Source organism: Romboutsia ilealis (assembly GCF_900015215.1).
Lineage (GTDB): Bacteria > Bacillota > Clostridia > Peptostreptococcales > Peptostreptococcaceae > Romboutsia > Romboutsia ilealis.
The window spans coordinates 736,887-755,811 of the sequence record NZ_LN555523.1 but is presented as its reverse complement, the minus strand read 5'-3'; the positions used below and the strand labels follow the sequence as shown (position 1 = coordinate 755,811).

At 26.5% G+C, this 18,925-nt stretch carries 19 protein-coding genes, 1 tRNA gene and 1 riboswitch; of the genes, 6 read left to right on the top strand and 14 right to left on the bottom strand.

What is annotated here, in order from left to right; all coding sequences use genetic code 11:
* Positions 1-371: 371 nt before the first annotated feature.
* Both CRIB_RS03535 and CRIB_RS03530 read left to right on the top strand, forming a co-directional pair.
* Positions 372-761 carry a GntR family transcriptional regulator gene (locus CRIB_RS03535; protein ID WP_180703162.1) on the top strand — a complete coding sequence of 130 codons (390 nt, stop codon included), beginning with the start codon at positions 372-374 and terminating at the stop codon, positions 759-761.
* On the top strand, positions 754-1,848 hold the full coding sequence (locus CRIB_RS03530) for a DUF5808 domain-containing protein (RefSeq protein ID WP_180703161.1): 1,095 nt from the start codon (positions 754-756) through the stop codon (positions 1,846-1,848). Before CRIB_RS03535 ends, CRIB_RS03530 begins: the two co-directional genes overlap by 8 nt.
* A 47-nt stretch (positions 1,849-1,895) precedes the next feature.
* On the opposite strand, the gene glpK is transcribed toward CRIB_RS03530, so the two are convergent.
* From glpK to CRIB_RS03510, 4 genes are all read right to left on the bottom strand, one after another.
* The gene (gene glpK, locus CRIB_RS03525) at positions 1,896-3,434 is read right to left on the bottom strand and encodes a glycerol kinase GlpK (RefSeq protein WP_180703160.1); all 1,539 of its coding nucleotides are present in this window, start codon (positions 3,432-3,434) and stop codon (positions 1,896-1,898) included.
* A 357-nt stretch (positions 3,435-3,791) separates the two neighbouring features.
* Positions 3,792-3,947: a hypothetical protein gene (locus CRIB_RS03520; protein WP_180703159.1), complete on the bottom strand. Its 156-nt coding sequence runs from the start codon at positions 3,945-3,947 to the stop codon at positions 3,792-3,794.
* A gap of 27 nt (positions 3,948-3,974) precedes the next feature.
* Positions 3,975-4,139 carry a hypothetical protein gene (locus tag CRIB_RS03515; RefSeq protein ID WP_180703158.1) on the bottom strand — a complete coding sequence of 55 codons (165 nt, stop codon included), beginning with the start codon at positions 4,137-4,139 and terminating at the stop codon, positions 3,975-3,977.
* Positions 4,140-4,405: 266 nt separating this feature from the next.
* Positions 4,406-5,461 carry a lysylphosphatidylglycerol synthase transmembrane domain-containing protein gene (locus tag CRIB_RS03510; RefSeq protein WP_180703157.1) on the bottom strand — a complete coding sequence of 352 codons (1,056 nt, stop codon included), beginning with the start codon at positions 5,459-5,461 and terminating at the stop codon, positions 4,406-4,408.
* Positions 5,462-5,825: 364 nt separating this feature from the next.
* Here CRIB_RS03510 and CRIB_RS03505 point away from each other — a divergent pair, with 364 nt between their 5' ends.
* Positions 5,826-6,164, top strand: coding sequence for a phage holin family protein (locus CRIB_RS03505; RefSeq protein WP_180703156.1), 339 nt, complete (start codon positions 5,826-5,828; stop codon positions 6,162-6,164).
* 82 nt (positions 6,165-6,246) lie between these two features.
* Here CRIB_RS03505 and CRIB_RS03500 read toward each other — a convergent pair whose 3' ends face one another.
* Positions 6,247-7,446 carry a cation:proton antiporter gene (locus CRIB_RS03500; RefSeq protein ID WP_180703155.1) on the bottom strand — a complete coding sequence of 400 codons (1,200 nt, stop codon included), beginning with the start codon at positions 7,444-7,446 and terminating at the stop codon, positions 6,247-6,249.
* Positions 7,447-7,490: 44 nt separating this feature from the next.
* A riboswitch (Fluoride riboswitch) is annotated at positions 7,491-7,549 on the bottom strand.
* A 107-nt stretch (positions 7,550-7,656) separates the two neighbouring features.
* Positions 7,657-7,740 (bottom strand) — tRNA-Leu (locus CRIB_RS03495).
* 179 nt (positions 7,741-7,919) lie between these two features.
* On the opposite strand from CRIB_RS03495, the gene CRIB_RS03490 reads away from it, so the two are divergent.
* Positions 7,920-8,726 carry a ZIP family metal transporter gene (locus CRIB_RS03490; protein ID WP_180703154.1) on the top strand — a complete coding sequence of 269 codons (807 nt, stop codon included), beginning with the start codon at positions 7,920-7,922 and terminating at the stop codon, positions 8,724-8,726.
* A gap of 306 nt (positions 8,727-9,032) precedes the next feature.
* Here CRIB_RS03490 and CRIB_RS03485 read toward each other — a convergent pair whose 3' ends face one another.
* Positions 9,033-9,440 (bottom strand): hypothetical protein, encoded by a 408-nt coding sequence (locus CRIB_RS03485; RefSeq protein WP_180703153.1) that lies wholly within the window; start codon positions 9,438-9,440, stop codon positions 9,033-9,035.
* A gap of 191 nt (positions 9,441-9,631) precedes the next feature.
* On the opposite strand from CRIB_RS03485, the gene CRIB_RS03480 reads away from it, so the two are divergent.
* Positions 9,632-10,189 carry a hypothetical protein gene (locus CRIB_RS03480; RefSeq protein WP_180703152.1) on the top strand — a complete coding sequence of 186 codons (558 nt, stop codon included), beginning with the start codon at positions 9,632-9,634 and terminating at the stop codon, positions 10,187-10,189.
* A 77-nt stretch (positions 10,190-10,266) separates the two neighbouring features.
* Here the strand turns inward: CRIB_RS03480 and CRIB_RS03475 are convergent, their stop codons facing one another.
* A complete protein-coding gene (locus tag CRIB_RS03475) occupies positions 10,267-10,485 on the bottom strand; it encodes a hypothetical protein (RefSeq protein WP_180703151.1) in 219 nt (72 codons plus the stop codon).
* Between the two features lie 222 nt (positions 10,486-10,707).
* Positions 10,708-11,652: an L-lactate dehydrogenase gene (locus CRIB_RS03470; RefSeq protein ID WP_180703150.1), complete on the bottom strand. Its 945-nt coding sequence runs from the start codon at positions 11,650-11,652 to the stop codon at positions 10,708-10,710.
* A 447-nt stretch (positions 11,653-12,099) separates the two neighbouring features.
* On the opposite strand from CRIB_RS03470, the gene CRIB_RS03465 reads away from it, so the two are divergent.
* Positions 12,100-13,332, top strand: coding sequence for a DEAD/DEAH box helicase (locus CRIB_RS03465; protein WP_180703149.1), 1,233 nt, complete (start codon positions 12,100-12,102; stop codon positions 13,330-13,332).
* 72 nt (positions 13,333-13,404) lie between these two features.
* On the opposite strand, the gene CRIB_RS03460 is transcribed toward CRIB_RS03465, so the two are convergent.
* The 5 genes from CRIB_RS03460 to CRIB_RS03440 all read right to left on the bottom strand — a co-directional run bounded on the left by CRIB_RS03460 (position 13,405) and on the right by CRIB_RS03440 (position 18,750).
* On the bottom strand, positions 13,405-13,776 hold the full coding sequence (locus CRIB_RS03460) for a hypothetical protein (protein WP_180703148.1): 372 nt from the start codon (positions 13,774-13,776) through the stop codon (positions 13,405-13,407).
* A 270-nt stretch (positions 13,777-14,046) separates the two neighbouring features.
* The gene (locus CRIB_RS03455) at positions 14,047-15,051 is read right to left on the bottom strand and encodes a LacI family DNA-binding transcriptional regulator (protein ID WP_180703147.1); all 1,005 of its coding nucleotides are present in this window, start codon (positions 15,049-15,051) and stop codon (positions 14,047-14,049) included.
* A 13-nt stretch (positions 15,052-15,064) separates the two neighbouring features.
* The gene (galT, locus tag CRIB_RS03450) at positions 15,065-16,561 is read right to left on the bottom strand and encodes a UDP-glucose--hexose-1-phosphate uridylyltransferase (RefSeq protein ID WP_180703146.1); all 1,497 of its coding nucleotides are present in this window, start codon (positions 16,559-16,561) and stop codon (positions 15,065-15,067) included.
* Positions 16,562-16,570: 9 nt separating this feature from the next.
* Positions 16,571-17,560, bottom strand: a complete 990-nt coding sequence (gene galE, locus CRIB_RS03445; protein WP_180703145.1) for a UDP-glucose 4-epimerase GalE — start codon at positions 17,558-17,560, stop codon at positions 16,571-16,573.
* A 26-nt stretch (positions 17,561-17,586) separates the two neighbouring features.
* Complete coding sequence (locus CRIB_RS03440; protein WP_330404933.1) at positions 17,587-18,750, bottom strand: galactokinase; 1,164 nt, start codon at positions 18,748-18,750, stop codon at positions 17,587-17,589.
* Positions 18,751-18,925: the final 175 nt, after the last annotated feature.

The window sequence follows — 18,925 nt, the reverse complement described above, 5'->3', positions numbered from 1 at the left end:
ACCTTGCCAGCTTCTCTGAACTGGATTAAAGGTACTATTTATTTTATTAAGTTTATATTAACATATCTGTCGAATAGTGTAAATATATTTTATAAATTAACTTTATTTTTTATTATTTTTCTCTTACACGCTTTATATGCTTTAAGCTAATATTTCTTTTTCAAAGTCACTTATATGCTCTTAATAACTTACTATATCACCTGTTTAGTATTTATAGCATTTCTTTTAATTTTATTTTGCCTTAACCTATAAATCATCAAAATTTTTAGGAAAATTTTATTATATTTATTCATAATTAATAGTTGTAACATTTACAATAATTGTTATATAATATATATAACAATTATTGTAAATATTATGGAGGTTTAAAAATGATTTTAAATTTAGATTTTAATAGTGATATTCCCATTTATACTCAAATTAGAGAGCAAATAATTAAATCTATTGCTCATGGAGATTTAAAAATAAATGAATCTTTACCATCAGTAAGAAATATGGCTGAAGAAATAGGAGTAAATCTCCATACAGTTAATAAATCTTATAACTTACTTAAAGATGAGGGATATATAAATATAGATAGAAGAAAAGGTGCAATTGTAAATAATCTTCCACTAGCTAAAACTGATCTTAATATTAATAAAATTGAATCTATGTTAGATCTTTTAGTCGCTCAAAGTTACCTTTTCGGAATATCTCGTGAAGAATTTTTAGATTATAGTAATAAATTATTTGATAAATATGAGGTGAAATATTATGAATAGTACTTTAGCTTTAATTATTAATGTCCCTATTTTATTTTTACTTTACGTATTAACTTATTTTACTCAAGCCTTAAGTGGTAAAAGACAATTCTATGGAATTAGCTTGAATTATGATTACTTTAATAAAAAAGAATTTAAAGTTTTAGATAAAAAGTATAAACTATTTACAACTATTGGTTTTATAATATCTTTAATACTTGAATTATCATCAATTTATATATTTAAGGCATATGTAGCTTCTTCAATTTTGCCAATGTTAGTTTTTTGTTTATATAATTTTTTTGTATATATAAATATTCATAATAACGTAAAAGAGTTAAAATCTAAGTTATCTTTTAATATATCCGATTTAGATTTAGAAAAAAATAATGTTATGTTAGATACAGAGTTTATTCAAGAGAAAAATATAATAGTAAAAAGATATTCATTACTACACTTAATACCTTTAATAGTAGTTACTATAGTAGGTGTATATGTTTTAGCTAGTTATAATTCTATACCAGATGTTATACCTACTCATTGGGGGCCTAGTGGAAAGGCCGATGCATTTTCTGATAAATCATTTATAAAAATACTTGCTACTATAGGTATGATGGTTGGTCTTTCAGTTATTATATATCTAGCATCTATATATTCTTTAAAATCTAGATTTAAATTAGATTTTAATTTTATAGATAAGAGTAAAAAGACTCAATTATATTGTTTGAATATGTTTGGCATTACTTTTTTACTTTTAAATATCTGTATGGATATTTTATTTATAGATATACTTATTGCTACTAGGAATGCAAGCAGTGTAAATCCTTTAATTTTATGGCCAGCTACAATTATAATTATTTTAGTTTGTATTTATCAAACGTATCTATATTATAAATCTCCTAATAAAAGTAAAAGTGCATCTTACTCTATAGATGACGATGATTCTTTATGGATATTTGGTTGTATTTATAATAATCCAAATGACCCATCACTTTTTGTTAATAAAAGATTTGGTGCTGGATGGACCGTAAATATTGGTACTACTAAAGGAAAGATATTCTTTATATTACCATTTATAATAGTTTTATTTTCACTTGCTTTAATATAAAAAGTCGCTAAATTAGCGACTTTTTATATGTTATATATCATATTGTTCTAATTATCTATACGAGATAACTCGTCTCTAAATGCTTCATCTTCTTTAGCCCATAAAAGAGATCTATTTACTGCCTTTTTCCATCCTTTATATAATAAATTTCGTTTATCATCACTCATATTAGGTATAAACTCTCTATCTATAATCCAAGATTTTTTTATTTCATCCTTATTATTGTAAAACTCTACTGCAAGACCTGCTAAATATGCAGCTCCTAATGCTGTAGTTTCTACAACTTTTGGCCTGTCGATATTTACATCCAATATATCAGATTGAAATTGCATTAAAAAATTATTGCTACTTGCTCCTCCATCAACTCTAAGATCTTTTAGCTTAAGACCTGAGTCTTCCTGCATTGCATTTAATACATCCTTAACTTGATATGCTATTGATTCAAGCGTTGCTCTTACTAGATGGGCTCTATTAGCACCTCTAGTAAGACCCATTATAGCTCCCCTTGCATACATATCCCAATATGGTGCTCCCAGTCCTGCAAATGCTGGTACCACATATACTCCATTAGTATCAGATACACTATTTGCATAAAATTCACTTTGCTTTGCGTCATATAGAACTCTAAGTTCATCTCTTAACCATTGTATAGCTGCTCCACCTATAAATATACTTCCTTCCAGAGCATATTTTACTTTACCATCAACACCCCAAGCTATAGTTGTTAATAATCCATGCTTTGATTCAACTATATTTTCTCCAGTGTTCATAAGCATGAAACATCCTGTTCCATAAGTATTTTTAGCACTTCCTTCTTCAAAACAAGTTTGTCCAAATAAAGCTGCTTGTTGATCTCCTGCACATCCTGCTATTGGTATCTGAGCACCAGATAACATCCCTTCATCAGTATAGCCATATACATAACTTGATGGTTTAACTTCTGGTAACATAGATTTTGGAATATCTAGTATTTCTAATATTTTATCATCCCATTTTAATTCTTTTATATTATAAAGCATCGTTCTTGCTGCATTTGTATAATCTGTTACATGAATCTTTCCACGAGTTAAATTCCATATTAACCAAGTATCTACCGTACCAAATAATAGTTCTCCACTTTCTGCCTTTTCTCTTGCACCTTCAACATTATCTAGTATCCATTTTATTTTAGTAGCCGAAAAATATGCATCAAGAATTAGACCCGTTTTATCCTTTATTAATTTTTCATATCCTTTTTCTTTTAGTTCATCACATATTTCAGATGTTCTTCTACATTGCCATACTATAGCATTGTATATTGGCTTTCCTGTATTTTTATCCCAAACTATTGTAGTTTCTCTTTGATTTGTTATACCAATTGCACAAACTTCTTCTGGCCTTATAGAATTAGTTTCTAAAACCTCTCTCATTACTCCACTTTGACTTCCCCATATTTCCATAGGATTATGTTCAACCCATCCAATCTTTGGATAAAATTGAGTAAATTCTTTTTGAGAAGTTGCAACTACATTTCCTTCTTTATCAAATAAAATAGCTCTTGAGCTGGTTGTTCCTTGATCTAATGCCATTATATATTTCTTACTCATATATGTATTCCTCCTACTAAAATTTTAAATTTTATATTCTCACAATTTAATACTCTATATTTAACTAACCTGTAGATTCTTATTTAATCATATATTGTTTTACATATTTCTCAAATATAAATCCACCATTTATTATAGCTATTGTTAAACCTATCATTATTGATACTAAATTTAATCCTGCTCTATTAGAATCTATAACTTCTTAAATTTCTAATACTACTATAAATTTATTTGATTAGCAGATACTTCTAAAGTTATATTTATTGCCATTATAACAAACAATCCTCAAATTATATTATACATAACTAGTAAACATTTTTATATACTATAAAAAAACGTGGTAAAAATATACCACGTTTAATTTTCTTCCTTATTATCTTTATTTTCATTGTTATCTTTATTGTTATCTACATTTATTATTATTTCATCTATAGAGGAACTACCCTTTAATATATCTTTAGTATATTGTAGAGCGTCACTATAATGACCATTATAAAATCTGTTATCGCTCAATTTATTCACTCCTCTAACTAATTATTTTTAACATGGAGGAAAATGTCTTTTTCTCGCTAATCTATCTCCAACTATTTCAGCGATTTTTTTATTGGATTGTATTTCTTTAGCTATTTCCATTTTAGTTGAATTATCTTTTAGTAATTTATTGATTTCTTTATTGTTATCTAATTTTTCTTTTTTATTTGTCATAATATCTTCCTTTCTTTTATATTTTATATATCTTTACGTTGCCCATATCTAATAGTTTTACTACTATTATTTTTTTTATGTTTTGGCTAAATTTTCATTAATGCTAGCATTTATATTTTAGCCATCACTAAAATAAATTATAATTTTTCATATAAAAATTTTTTACCTTCAAATCCCCTTTATCGATATTACTTAAATTCAAAAGCTAGCCACATTTTTTAAAGTATTATAATATCCTTAAATGCAAAAAGAGGCTTTAAAAGCCTCTATAAATTATAATTTAGATTTTTATTTTTTCGTTTATTCATATGATAATGTGTATGTATTGTAAAGAATCCGCAAAATACGACTAAAAAATAATAAACATACATACTATACAAAACTACAGAATATCCTATTATATTTTCAGGAAATACATTAGCAAATATAGTAAAAAATGCTATTTCATTTGCTCCAACATTTCCAGGTGTTGGAATAGGAGAAACTGACATGTATAAAAATACTTGAAGTGCTAAAATTTTAAAAATACTTAATCCACTTAAATTAAATGCTTTATAAATACAATAAGATATAATAAAATATATTGTAAGTTGTATTATTGTAAGTATAATACTTAAAAATAATGCTTTTTTATTTTTAATAAATAATTTTATTGAATAGCTATATTCATCAATAAATTTATTTATAGTATATATTTTGTTATTTAATGATTTAAATATTTTTAATCTATACAGTATATTAATTACTATTTTAATTATCATTTTCATAGTATTAGGACTTAGTACTATTAGCATACCTCCAAATAACGAAACTATATTCATTACCATACCTATACTCATTAATAGCAATATAGACGGCAATTCATTTTTAAGTAAGTCTATATTAAAAAATATTATAACTGCAGTATATATTGTTACTACAATTTGAAATAATACTGTCTTATTTGTAACTATAGCTGTAGATTTACTAAGATTTATATCATATTTATTTAATGTATAAATTTGCATAGGTTGACTACCTGAAGCAAATGGTGTTACTAAATTATAATAAAATCCCATCATAGCTATCTTAAAAGATAAAAATCTTACTTCTGTTTTTTGTATAGATTTTATTAATATATTTATTATTATAGATTCCAATAGCATATAAATTATCATTAATAAAAAGCCAATAAATATAAATTTTTTATTAACTAATTTTATAATCGTGGGTATTAATGTAATATCTAGTGTTGTCGATACTAAATAAACAGTTATACATATTAAAAGTAGTAAGAAACTATACTGTAAACACGTTTTTTTAGTTTTAGTTAAATTTAGCATACTCTTTCTCCTATTATTTATTAGATACTAACCATAATATACTAAATTGCTAGCTTTGTGCAATAGATTTACTAAGTTGTAATATTTTATAATATGGATGTGTTATTTATATTACAGCTATGTAATTCATTTAACTATATTTAATAATTTTAAAAGATTTTTTCTAGTAATATTTATTCTTAATAAAATATACTTATTTATTTTATTTCTATATCTAATCTAAAAAATTATACATAGTAATTTAATATTTTCCATAATATAGAATATAACTATTTTTATAAACGTTATTCTATAATACATTAAATATATAATGTATTTTATACTAAAAAATTATATATAGTTTTAAAAAGAAAGGATGTTAAAGATGAAAAAAATATCACTATTTATAGTTATTAATGCTATATCTCTGTATTTAGTATCAAACTTAATGGATAGTATGTATATAGGATCTCTTAAGTCACTATTGATTCTTACAATAATATTAGGCTTACTTAACTCAACAATTAAACCAATACTTAAATTCTTATCTTTCCCTATAACATTTTTAACTTTAGGATTATTTTCTTTAGTTATTAATGCATTAGTTTTAAAATTATCTTTTATGATTGTTTCTAACGTAGCCCTTTATGGATTCTTTAGCGCTATATGGGCATCTATATTACTATCAATAGTTAATGCAGTTTTATATAGCATACTAGATTAATAAAAAGACTGGCTCAAATGATACTTTTTAAGCCAGTCTTTTATCCTATTGTTATACTAAATTTCCCTGTATATTTATTATTTTATTCAATTTCTGTATGAAGTAATTTTTCACAGGTTAAATTTATACCTATAGCTCCTATAGGCGCTGTAATTAATACACTAAGTATAGCAATGGCTTGCATTATATCTCCACCTAATACCCCCATCTGAAGCGGTATTGATGCTTTTGCAGATTGAACTGTTGCCTTTGGAAGATATGCTATAACACAAAATATTTTTTCTTTTTTGCTTAAGTTAGTACCAACTAAGGATATCATTACTCCTACAGAACGTATAAATAAAGAACATATTAGTATCATTACGCCTATAAAGAAGTATTTTCCTACTAATATAGGATTAATTGCCATTCCAACAAATGTAAATAAATATAATTTTCCATATTTCCATACCTTATTCATACTATCTAATATATATTTAGCATCTTCTTTTATATAATTTCTTATAAAAAATCCATAAACCATAATAGCAATCAATGAATTAAATATTTCTATATGCAAATTTTTCTCTACAGCTCTCATAGCTAAACAAATAATAAACGCTATAATTGGCTTTAAATATTTCTTATTAATATTTTCTATTACATTCTTGCTTAATTTAAATACTATAAATCCTCCTAATATGCTTATCACAAGAGTTATTGGTATTGATATAAGATTTTTCATAAATGATATATTCTGTCCACTATTATTTTGCATATATATTCCTAAAAATGTTGTAAATAAAGTTATAGCAATTGTATCGTCAGCACTTGCTCCGACTAATAACATTTGTGGTATTGCCTTATCCTGGCCAATTTTTCTTTCTATTAAAGATATCATTGATGGTATAAGAACTGCTGGCGATACTGCTGCTATTATAAATCCTAATATAGTTCCTTGGACAAATGTAAATCCTAAAAACTTCATAGATAAAAATGCTATTGTAAATCCTTCTAAAGTAGCTGGTATTATGCTCAAAAGTACTGCAGGTCTTCCTATTTGCTTTATCTGAGATAAACTTATGCCAAGTCCTCCTATAAATAAAACAATAACTAATGCCATATCTTTTATAATTGGAGCTATTTCTAAAATATTACTAGGAACTATATTTAAAAATGAAGGCCCCATAATCATTCCAACTATCATCATACCTATAAGTGCTGGTAGCTTAAACTTCTCTACTATTTTTCCGCTATATGTGGCTATGATGCCTATTGTTAATAAGCTTAATACTAAAGTCATGATTTCCTCCTTTTTTGCAAACAAATAGACTCCTACCCTTAAACTTAAGAGTAGGAGTCATTAGCTTTCGCACTTAATGGTGAACTCCATCACCTTTTTATTTTTATTTATATATTACCACTTACTAAGATATTTTGTAAACTAAAAATTTAACAGTAGAAGTCTATTTATTTGAATTTATAGTCAAATCAAATTGATTTTCTATGTAATTGGTGCGGATGAAGGGAGTCGAACCCCCACGCCATAGGCGCCAGATCCTAAGTCTGGTGCGTCTGCCAATTCCGCCACATCCGCATATATTAAATATGTTATACTTAAATAGTAGTAGTTTAGTATTAGAGTGTCAACTATTTTTATTAATATTTTATGCATAAATATTTTTACTTACATTTTCTTATTGTAACACCCATCACTATTTTTCATATTATAAAAATAGTAGTTCTATTATAAATTTTTTATGAGGTGACAATATAATGACTTGGTTTTTATCTCTTAATCCTATACTGCAAGGTCTTTTAGCAACTTTATTTACTTGGTCTATTACTGCATTAGGTGCTAGCATTGTATTTTTCTTTAAAGATGTAAATAAAAGTATATTAAATACTATGTTAGGATTTGGTGCAGGAGTTATGATTGCAGCTAGCTTTTGGTCTTTGCTTAGTCCTGCAATATCCCTTTGCGATGATTTAGGATATAATTCTTGGTTCATACCTTCATTAGGGTTCATTTTAGGTGGACTTTTTATAGTTTTATCAGATAAATTTTTAGATAAGTTTACTTTTAAAGATTTAAAAGTGGACGATGGAATGAGGTTTAAATCTTATAAAAAAAGTATTTTATTAGTTTTAGCAGTTACACTTCATAATATACCAGAAGGATTAGCTGTTGGAGTCGCTTTTGGTGGTTCTGCACTTGGAATACCAGGATGTACTGTTGCTAGTGCAATCCTTTTAGCTATAGGTATAGGTCTTCAAAACTTTCCTGAAGGTGCTGCTGTATCTCTACCTTTAAGACGTGAAGGTTTTTCAGTCGGAAAAAGTTTCTTGTATGGTCAGGCATCTGGGCTTGTTGAGCCTATAGCAGGTGTTTTAGGTGTTTTTATGGCTATCTCCATGAGAAGTATATTACCTATACTTTTATCATTTTCTGCTGGTGCTATGATTGGCGTTGTTTCATCTGAGCTAATACCTGAAGCCTGCTTAGAAAATAAAAATTTAACAACAGTAGGTATAATAATAGGATTTACACTTATGATGATTTTAGATGTTGCTCTTGGATAAAATAAATAATGGCATAAATATACTTATGCCATTATTATTATTTATCCGATTTAAGTAATTTTATATCTCAAATTAAATAAAAAATTCGCTTCGCTTGAGCGACGTGTCGGCGAAACACTTCATATCGCCAACGACTTCGTCCGTTGCTTGAGCCACTGCGTGGACGAAGTATTTCAAAATCTTTTTTACGCTCAAAACCAATTTATTAATATTACTTACATTCAGAATTTATCCACATTTTTTAAGTATTATAATATCCTTAAGCGTAAAAAAGTAATATGGTTAATATGTTCTTATTATATTACTTCATTCTAGTTCTTCTAATATCTTACAAAATCTCTTAAACTCTTCAATACTCTTTATTTCTCTTAAACTTCTAATATCAATAAATCTTTCACTTGGCTTATGAAATAAAAATTCCATATCATACATTTCACATTTAGAAAATCCCTTTTTAAATATATATTTATATGATTCATATTTATAAAGGTTCTCTTCAAAATACTTAATTTTCGCATAGCACAATCTATTTATATAAAAGACTAAAGCCAATGTAGAATGATTTTTCGCAAACTTATGAGAAAAATATTTTACTGTATGATATTTACTATGCCTAAACTCCCAGATATAATCTTCTGAGCAAGTTAAGTTATATTTATCTAGAAGTTTTCTTTTATCTAGACTTAAATCATTTTTTAATATTTTATCATCCATAATCTCCCCCTATAACAATATAAATATATATATTTATATTGTTAAGATTACTTAATAATTTCTAAAATAGATTTTTTGAATATTAATTATAAGAATTATAGATAATTTGACTATTTTAAATAGCGGCATATAATTTTATTTTTATAATTTTTTAATTTATTGCATAAAATATATTTAAATAAATAAAGAGGTTGGTATATTATGAAACTAAAAAAATAAATTATTTTGATACAGTTATTTGTATAATATATATAATTTCTATAGGATATTTTTTATTTAACAAAGATTATAAAAATGTAGGTCTACCTACAATTGCATTTATCATCAATTTAATTCTTAGATGGGTCTATTCTAAAAATTTTCTTATATTAGATAGTAGTCTATATATAGTTGGAAGTTTATTTATACTATTTTGTTTAGTTTTTGGATCTTCATTTAGACTTTATGATAGTATAAAACACTATGATGATTTTTTACACTTTTGGTCTGGTTTTATAACTATTAAGATTGGTTTTAATATTATTAAAATTGTTGAAATAAGTAATTTTACTAATAAATTATTAATAGTTATACTACTCTTCTTTTTTGCAATGGGATTTGCCTCTGTTTGTGAAATTATTGAATATTCCTTAGATACGCTATTCAAAATGAATACGCAACAAGGAGGACTTACCGACACTATGCATGATATGATAGATGCTTTATTTGGAAGTATTATCATGATTATATATTATATAAAAAAAATATAAACATACAATAAACCCTATATAGCTTATATGTAAAACTCATATCTATATAGGGTATTCTATAATTATAACTTTATATTCTAATCTCTTATCCCCTTCATCGAAAAGATAACGTCTTCCTTGTCTGCTAAAAATTCCTTAAATATAACACATCTACCTCCACAATCAAGACATGTATAATCTGGTCCATTATTTTCTGTTATTTGAACTGATACAGCTTCACAATTTTGACATTTTAATCTGTACACATTTCCACCATTTAACAATGATCCTATTAAGCTATCCTTATTTCCTATCATTTTTAGGTCCCCACCTTTTATTATTGTATACTCTACTTTAATTAGTATAACAAAATTTGAAAGTATATACAATTATCATATCATTTTTGTAAAAAATATATTTTCGACATTAAAATAATACATTAATAATATCTACTTTTAATTACTCATGTCCTAAAATTAAACAGTTTTATAATTTTGTAAAAAAATAAGAAGTTGAGAATCTCTCAACTTCTTATTTTTTTATATATCTAGCTTATTTATATTTTCTTTCATTATTTCGACAGATTTGTCTAACTTTTCCTTTTCTTCATTATCTAATGGAAGATGAATAACTTCTCTTACACCATTTTCATTAACTATACTTGGCACAGCAATATATACATCGTCATGACCATACTCCCCATTTAAATATGAAGATACTGTAAGCACACTATTTTCATTTTCAAGTATTGCCTTAGTTATTCTTGTTAAAGCCATGCCTATACCATAATATGTTGATTTTTTGCATTCTATTATCTTATACGCTATATTTCTAACTTCATCTTCTATTTTCTCTAAATCCTCAAATCTTATCTTGCTATCTTTTCTTGACGCGATTTGATATATTGGTTGAACTCCACATAGTGCGTAACTCCATGCCACAAATTGAGAATCACCATGCTCTCCTATAACATATGCGTTTATATCTTTTGGATTTACATCTAACCTTTCACCTAATGTGTACATAAGTCTAGCTGAGTCTAATGTTGTTCCTGATCCAATTACTTTTGATTTATCATATCCTGATAATTTCCAACAAACATAAGTCATTATATCAACTGGATTTGCAGCAACTAATATTATACCATCAAATCCTGACTTTTTTATCTCATTTACAATAGACTTCATTATCTTAGTATTTTTATGAAGTAAATCTAGTCTAGTTTCACCTTCTAACTGTATAGCACCTGCTGTTATACATATTAGATATGCATCTTTACAATCACTATAATCACCAGCATATATATTCATTTTTCTAGGTGCAAAACTAAGACCATGATTTAAATCTATTGCTTCTCCTTCTGCACGCTTTTTATCTAAATCTATTAAAACTAATTCTTCACATGTCCCTTGATTTACCATAGAGTAAGCGTAACTCATACCTACCATACCTGTTCCAACTATTACAACTTTATTCTTCTTCATTATTGTCCTCCCTATAAAGTGTATTTAATTTATCAATTGTATACATTGTACATTTTACCATATTTTATGCTTTTTTATTATACTTTGTGATATTTTTAATTAAATTTTATTTGATATTTAATTATATCTAATGTTATTTCTCTTTTATATATTTTGTGCAATTTTAGATTTAATTATTAATATTAAATATATACAAAATGCTATAATTAATCTTAAATCTCCTTTTCTACATTAACTTGTTGCGCTAGTTAAATATAATCATTTAAAATACTGGATTATATCAATCTATATTTTAATAATAAAAAAACTTATATAATAATTTCAATATACTTAATAAAATAACTATCGCAACAGATTATATAAAATATTATTTTATATTTTATTTAGTGTAATTTTTTATATAATATGTGTATAATTAGATATATATAAATAACGAAGGAGAAATATATGACTACATTTAATGAATTAAACTTAAATAAGAATTTAATTGATGGCTTAAAAAAACAAAATATAACCGAGCCTACTAAGGTTCAAAGCCTTACTATAAATAAAATACTTGATAACAAAGATTTAATAGTAAATGCACAAACAGGAAGCGGTAAAACCCTATCATATTTACTTCCAATGTTTGAAAAAATAGATTCTACAAAAAGAGAAACTCAAGTTTTAATACTTGCTCCAACTCATGAATTGGTTATGCAAATAACAGATCAAGCAAAGCTTTTATCATCTAATTCTAATTTCGATGTTACTGCTTTTTCTTTAATAGGAGAAGTAAATATTCAAAAACAAATAAAAAATATAAAAGCTATAAAGCCTCATATAGTAGTTGGGACTTCTGGTAGAGTTTTAGATTTAATAAAGCAAAAGAAATTAAAAGCACATACTATAAAAACTATAATACTTGATGAAGTTGATAGTTTACTTAGTGGAAATAATGTATCAGTTGTAAAGGATATAATTAAAACTACATTAAGAGATAGACAACTTCTAGGATTTTCAGCTAGTTTAAATGAAACTGCTCTAGATATATTAAACAATGTAATGAAAGAGCCTGAAGTTATAAAAATAGATGAAGAACCTATAAATCCAAATATAAATCATATGTATTTACATGGAGATAGACGTGATAAGTTTACCTTGCTTAGAAAAGCTATCGCTGCAACTAATCCAAAACGTGCTATAGTATTTGTTAATGACGAAGATAGTATAGAAGTTATAACTGCAAAATTAAACTATCATAGTTATAAGGCTGTTGGTATATACGGTAGAATGACAAAAGAAGATAGAAAAAATGCTTTAAATAGCTTTAAAATAGGCAAATCTAAAATACTAGTATCTTCAGACTTATCTGCTCGTGGTCTTGATATAGTTGATGTTACTCATGTATTTAACTTAGATTTCCCACCAGGAAAAAATGAGTATGTACACAGATGTGGTAGAACTGCTAGAGGAAATAGAAAAGGTGATGCTATATCAATAGTTACTAATCAAAATCTATCTACTATAAGAGACTACAAGAGAAACTTTAATATAGATATAAAGAAAAAAGATTTAAAAGAAGGTAAACTTGTTGATGCTGCGTTTAAACAAACTAGAAAACCTAAAGATTCTAAAGAGAGTAAATCTGTTAAGAAAAATATAAAAAATAAATCTACTAAAAAATCTAATAATAAATAATGTTAAAAATCTAGTGATACATTAATATATAGAAAGGAACTCATGAATTATTATCAAGAGTTCCTTTTCTTATTATTCTCCTTTACTATTTGTTATAGCTTGTTTAAGTTTTTCACCTTTTTCTTTAGTTATTACATTATCTTTAACCATTTGTTCAACTTGTTCAATAGATTTTTCTTTTTCTTTCTTAATCATCTGTTCTTTACAATACTCTTTTATACTTTTTATATCATCTTGAGTAAGAACACCTTCTACTTCTAATTTTTCTACACTTTCCTTAAATATGCTCTTTCTATGCATCATCTTACAATTTGGATGTTGTTGCTCACATGAATTTTGTGGTTGTGTAATTAATTCTTGTGCATTTGATAAATTAAAATTAGAGCTCATTAATGTTAATCCTAATATTGATGCTAATATTATGTTTTTCTTATTTAGTTTCATATTGTCCTCCTTAAATTATTTTGTTTATATTAGTATTAGCTTTAACCTTAACTTAACCTTAACTTTTATATTTTTTTATAAATACAAAATACGCTTAGATTAAGCGATGCGTTAGCAAATAATTTTAGATAAATCCATTGCTTAAAATATAATTTTTTGCACTTATAAAACTATTGCTCTGTCTATTATACAGAGATTATCCATATGTATTTTTATAATATAATTTCCTTGTACGTAAAAAACCTATGGGGTAAATTTTTCCCATAGGTTTTAAGTATCTCTTTTAATTAGATGATTATTCAGTACTATACTTTTGCTATATTTATTATTATTTTCTATTTTTTCATTTAATAATATAGCTGAGTTTTTACCTAGTAAAAACATATTTTGATCTATTGTTGTTAATTTTGGCTCTACCATTTCACTAAGTTCAATATTATCATATCCAACTATGGACAAATCATTTGGAATCTTTATATTAAGCTTCTTACATGCATTCATAATACCTATAGCCATAAGATCATTACAAGCAAATACTCCCGTTACATCTTTATTTAAACTTAATAACTTTATTCCCTCTTTCATTGTTTTATTAACTGTTTGTATACTATTTCCATGGCCTATATTTACTATAAACTCTTCTTTGAAATTATTTATATCTTTCATCATTTCTTTGTATACCTTTTCTTTTATATCATAAGAATAACTATTATCTCCACGAATAAATGCTATATTTTTATGATTTTTAGATAAGAGGTAATTAATAGCAAGCCTTGCTCCATTTTCTTGGTCATTATATACTGATGATATATGTGAACTTTCTGAGTATCTATTTACAAATACCATCGGTAGATATTTTGCTACTTGATCAAAATATTTTGATTCCACGTTATCTATTCCCGGGTCAACAACTATTATACCAGCTACGTTTCTGGATATAAGCTCATTTATTCTTGATATCTCTTTGTCTTTATCATGTTCAGTTATACATAAAAAAATTGAGTACTCTGATTTTTCAAAATAACTTTCTATACCATTTATAACGTTAGTAAAGAACATATTACTTATACTTGGAACTACTACACCTATAGTACTAGACTGCTTCTTTATTAAGTCCCTAGCTTGTGTGTTAGGTTTATATTGTAGTTCTTCTATTACTTTTAATACTTTTTCTTTTGTTTCTTCTTTTACAGGATAATTCCCATTTATAACCCTCGACACAGTGGCTACAGAAACATTGCAAGCTTTTGCTACATCTACTATAGTTGTTTTCATAATTAAATTTTCCTTATAATGAATTTATAAATTTATTAAATGCTTTTATACCTTCTTCATCACGCTTAAATACTCCAGCATGTTCAAGTACTGTAGAGAATTTTTTACCAACTTCATCTATAAGTATTTGATCTACATTTTCTTTATTTATATTACTATAATTTCCTACTATATACTTATACCAACTTCCATGGTGATTTAAACTTTCATTATCATCTATATTCTTAATACCTGATACTAAAAGTTCTCCTAAGCTATTTATCTCATTTTTAAGTCTCGCAGGAAGTACAGCTAATCCCATAACTTCTATTAAACCTATATTTTCTTTCTTTATATGATGAACTTCATTATGTGGATGGAATATTCCCATAGGATGAGCTTCATTTGTACGATTATTTCTAAGTACTAAATCAAGTTCATATTTACCATTTTTTATTCTTGCTATAGGAGTTATAGTATTATGTAGCTCTCCATCTGTTTCATGTAGTATTTCAACACTTTCATCAGAGTAATTTTTCCATGTATTTAATACATGTTCTGCTAAATTTATGATTTCTTCTTTATTTTCTCCATTAAGTCTTATAACAGACATTGGCCATTTAACACGATAAACTTTAGTATTTTCATATCCTTTAACTTCGAAAGTTTCTTCAATTGGAGCAACTTCCATTGCAAATGTGTAGTGTCCACCTTGGTAATGATCATGAGAAAGTATTGATCCACCAACTATTGGTAAATCCGCATTAGAACCTGCGAAGTAGTGTGGTAATTTTTCTACAAATCCTAATAAATTTTCAAATGTCTTTCTATATATTTTCATAGGAGTATGTTTTGCATTAAGTATTATACAATGTTCATTGTAATATACATATGGAGAGTATTGTAAAAACCAATTTTCTCCTGCAAATTCCATTGGTATTATTCTATGGTTCTGTCTAGCCGGATGATTTATATTTCCTCTAAATCCTTCATTTTGTTTACATAATAAACATTTAGGATATGAAGTAGATTTCATAAGTTTCGCTTTCGCTATATCTCTTGGATCTTTTTCAGGCTTAGATAAGTTTATAGTTATATCTAAATCACCATATTCTGTTGTAGTTTTCCAAACTATATTTTTATCAGTTCTATCTTTTCTTATATAATTTGAAGCTATACTCATTTTATAGTAGTAATCAGTTGCTTCTTCTTTGTTATTTTCATACTTTTCATTAAAAGTTTTTATGACTTCTGATGGTCTAGGCATTAAAGCATTCATTATTTTTGTATCAAATAAATCTCTTTCAGTTGTTGTATCTTCTATCATACCTTTTTCAACTGCATAGTCTAACATATTTTCAAGTATAGGTGTTGCTGTTTGAAGTTTTTCATCAACTTCAACTTCTTCAAATTCATCTAAGTTTAATACTTCTAATAATAAGTTAGATGCATAAACTGCATCTAACTTATCTATTAAATTATTTTGAATCGCAAAATTTATTAATCTATTAACTTCGTAATTTATATTCATAATATCCCCCTAGTTATTAAATCCATTTGGATGGTTTTTGTGCCAATTCCAAGCATCCCCTATCATTTTCTTAACATCATCAAATTCTGGAGTCCATCCAAGTATTTCTTTTGCCTTTTGGCTTGATGCAACAAGTTTTGCTGGATCTCCTAAACGTCTTTCTCCTATAACGACCTTTATTTCTTCTCCTGTAGCTTCTTTAGCAGCTTCTATCATCTCTTTTACAGTAAATCCATTTCCACTACCCAAGTTAAATATATTACTTTCATTTCCTTCTCTTAAATAGTTAAGTGCTTTTATATGAGCATTAGCTAGGTCTATGACATGTATATAGTCTCTTATACAAGTACCATCATGAGTATCATAGTCATCTCCAAATACAGTTATGTACTCTCTTTTCTTAAGAGGTACTTGAAGTATAAGTGGTATAAGATGCGTTTCTGGAGTATGGTCCTCTCCTATAGCTCCATCTTCTAATGCTCCAGCAACATTAAAGTATCTAAGTGATACATACTTAATCCCATGAGCGAAATCAGTCCATTTCATCATTTTTTCCATAGCTAACTTAGTTTCACCGTAAGTGTTAGTTGGATTAGTAATATCTGTTTCAAGTATTGGTATTTGCTTTGGCTCACCATATACTGCTGCTGTTGATGAAAATACTATTTTTTTAACGTCAAATTCAACCATAACTTCAAGTAGTACCTGTGTTCCATATACGTTATTATCAAAGTAACTTAAAGGATCACTCATACTTACCCCAACTAAAGAGTTCGCTGCAAAATGTATAACTGATTCTATGTTATTTTCTTTAAATACACTTCTTAAAAATTCCTTATCTCTTATATCACCTTTACAAAACTTTGCATCTTTATGAACTGCATCCATATGACCTGTTTGTAAATTATCTACTATAATAACATCTTCACCATTTTTTATAAGTTGATGTACTGTATGGCTTCCTATGTATCCTGCTCCACCGCAAACTAATACTGACATTTCTATCTCCTCCTAATAAGTTATATTTACCCTATTTTTCTAGTACCACTTGATATATTAGCAACATAGAATGTTGGTGCATATCCTATTTCTTCTTCATATCCTTTAGTTACATTTTCTATGAAGTTTCCTACATTTTCGTTTCTAACTATACTTACTGTACATCCACCAAATCCTGCACCTGTCATACGAGCACCTATTACACCATCTTGCTTAAGTGCTAAACTAACTAATGTATCTAATTCTATTCCTGTAACTTCGTAATCATCTCTTAAAGAAACGTGAGAACCAACCATTAATTGTCCAAATAATTCTAGGTTATTTTCTTCTAATGCTTTAACAGCTTTTAATGTTCTTTGATTTTCATATACTGCATGCTTTGCTCTTTTTCTATCTACTTCATTTTCTATTAATTCTTTATTAGCTTCAAATTCTTCTTCTGTTAACTCTCCTAATGCTTTTACATTTAATTTAGTTTGAAGATTAGATAATGCTCTTTCACATTCACTTCTTCTTTCATTGTATTTAGAGTCTGCTAAACCTCTTCTTTTATTAGTATTTCCTATAACTATAGAGTATCCTTCCATATTTATTTCACTATATCTATACTTTAATGTATTACAGTCAAGTAATATTGCACATCTATCGTTCCCCATACCTATTGCAAATTGATCCATTATACCACAGTTAACACCTATAAACTTATTTTCAGCTTCTTGAGCGTATTTAACCATATCTACCATATCTATTCCAAGATTAAATGTATCATTTAATATAACTGCCATTAATAATTCAAGCGATGCCGAAGATGAAAGACCCGCTCCATTTGGTATATTTCCATATACTAATATATCAAGACCATGTTCTATGTTATTGCCTTTATCTTGTATAACTTTTGCTACCCCCTTTGGATAATTAACCCAATCATGTGCTTTATCATATTCTATAGAATCTAAGTTAAACTCTACTACTCCTATATCTTCAAAATTTAATGAATACATTCTAATCTTTTTATCATTTCTTTTTGATACTACTCCGTAAGTACCAAACGATAGTGCACAAGGGAATACATGACCTCCATTATAGTCTGTATGCTCTCCTATTAAATTAACTCTACCTGGTGAGAAAAATACTTCTTCACTTTCTATTTCAAATATTCTTTTAAAATCTGATTTTAACTTATTTATCATCTCAATACTCCTTTGATTAAATATATTTTTATTAAATTTATAAGAGTAAATAACTCCTTTTTTTATCTTATATATTCTTAATAATCATTCACAGTAAACGATTACTATAACTTTATATCTATATAGTAAACGATTACTGTAATTCTGTAAACAATTTCCTATAACTTTTTTATTT

What these genes read in the sequence shown, in the direction of transcription:
- CRIB_RS03440 (WP_330404933.1), bottom strand. Translation starts at nt 18,750, where the DNA reads ATGATAAATAAGTTAAAATCAGATTTTAAAAGAATATTTGAAATAGAA.
- CRIB_RS03455 (WP_180703147.1), bottom strand. Translation starts at nt 15,051, where the DNA reads ATGAAAACAACTATAGTAGATGTAGCAAAAGCTTGCAATGTTTCTGTA.
- CRIB_RS03530 (WP_180703161.1), top strand. Translation starts at nt 754, where the DNA reads ATGAATAGTACTTTAGCTTTAATTATTAATGTCCCTATTTTATTTTTA.
- glpK (WP_180703160.1), bottom strand. Translation starts at nt 3,434, where the DNA reads ATGAGTAAGAAATATATAATGGCATTAGATCAAGGAACAACCAGCTCA.
- galE (WP_180703145.1), bottom strand. Translation starts at nt 17,560, where the DNA reads ATGTCAGTATTAGTTTGCGGTGGAGCAGGATACATAGGAAGCCATACA.
- CRIB_RS03485 (WP_180703153.1), bottom strand. Translation starts at nt 9,440, where the DNA reads ATGGATGATAAAATATTAAAAAATGATTTAAGTCTAGATAAAAGAAAA.
- galT (WP_180703146.1), bottom strand. Translation starts at nt 16,561, where the DNA reads ATGAATATAAATTACGAAGTTAATAGATTAATAAATTTTGCGATTCAA.
- CRIB_RS03475 (WP_180703151.1), bottom strand. Translation starts at nt 10,485, where the DNA reads ATGATAGGAAATAAGGATAGCTTAATAGGATCATTGTTAAATGGTGGA.
- CRIB_RS03510 (WP_180703157.1), bottom strand. Translation starts at nt 5,461, where the DNA reads ATGCTAAATTTAACTAAAACTAAAAAAACGTGTTTACAGTATAGTTTC.
- CRIB_RS03505 (WP_180703156.1), top strand. Translation starts at nt 5,826, where the DNA reads ATGAAAAAAATATCACTATTTATAGTTATTAATGCTATATCTCTGTAT.
- CRIB_RS03500 (WP_180703155.1), bottom strand. Translation starts at nt 7,446, where the DNA reads ATGACTTTAGTATTAAGCTTATTAACAATAGGCATCATAGCCACATAT.
- CRIB_RS03460 (WP_180703148.1), bottom strand. Translation starts at nt 13,776, where the DNA reads ATGAAACTAAATAAGAAAAACATAATATTAGCATCAATATTAGGATTA.
- CRIB_RS03470 (WP_180703150.1), bottom strand. Translation starts at nt 11,652, where the DNA reads ATGAAGAAGAATAAAGTTGTAATAGTTGGAACAGGTATGGTAGGTATG.
- CRIB_RS03515 (WP_180703158.1), bottom strand. Translation starts at nt 4,139, where the DNA reads ATGACAAATAAAAAAGAAAAATTAGATAACAATAAAGAAATCAATAAA.
- CRIB_RS03535 (WP_180703162.1), top strand. Translation starts at nt 372, where the DNA reads ATGATTTTAAATTTAGATTTTAATAGTGATATTCCCATTTATACTCAA.
- CRIB_RS03465 (WP_180703149.1), top strand. Translation starts at nt 12,100, where the DNA reads ATGACTACATTTAATGAATTAAACTTAAATAAGAATTTAATTGATGGC.
- CRIB_RS03490 (WP_180703154.1), top strand. Translation starts at nt 7,920, where the DNA reads ATGACTTGGTTTTTATCTCTTAATCCTATACTGCAAGGTCTTTTAGCA.